Below are 254 nucleotides of genomic sequence, written 5' to 3'. Positions count from 1 at the left end.
AACGCGGACGTGAATGAGCCGACGTTGCCTGCATTAGCCTCCGAGCGGACTCTTCCCTCTGTGTCTGGCGTCTCTGCACGGCCCAAGCAGCTGGATATTGCAGCTTATTGGAACAATCAGGAGATGAAAGCTCGCCAAGCCGGGCATACGGAGGCCGCTTCTGAATTTAGAGAGCGCATCACTGCCTATACAGCCGGACTTCCTTCAGGACCTCCGCCCTCTAAGGATTCAGTTGGCAGCACGGCCGCACCTAG

Annotated in this window: 1 protein-coding gene; it reads left to right on the top strand. The window is 57.5% G+C overall.

The window, feature by feature from the left end; all coding sequences use genetic code 11:
- Positions 1 to 60: 60 nt before the first annotated feature.
- The coding region (locus KVT27_RS25435) for a hypothetical protein (protein WP_217582253.1) at positions 61 to 254 on the top strand (194 nt) is incomplete at its 3' end.

The organism is Lysinibacillus sp. GbtcB16 (genome assembly GCF_019091145.1).
Taxonomy (GTDB): domain Bacteria; phylum Bacillota; class Bacilli; order Bacillales_A; family Planococcaceae; genus Lysinibacillus; species Lysinibacillus fusiformis.
The sequence above is the reverse complement of the archived record's forward strand: the minus strand, read 5'-3'. Positions and strand labels throughout refer to the sequence as shown.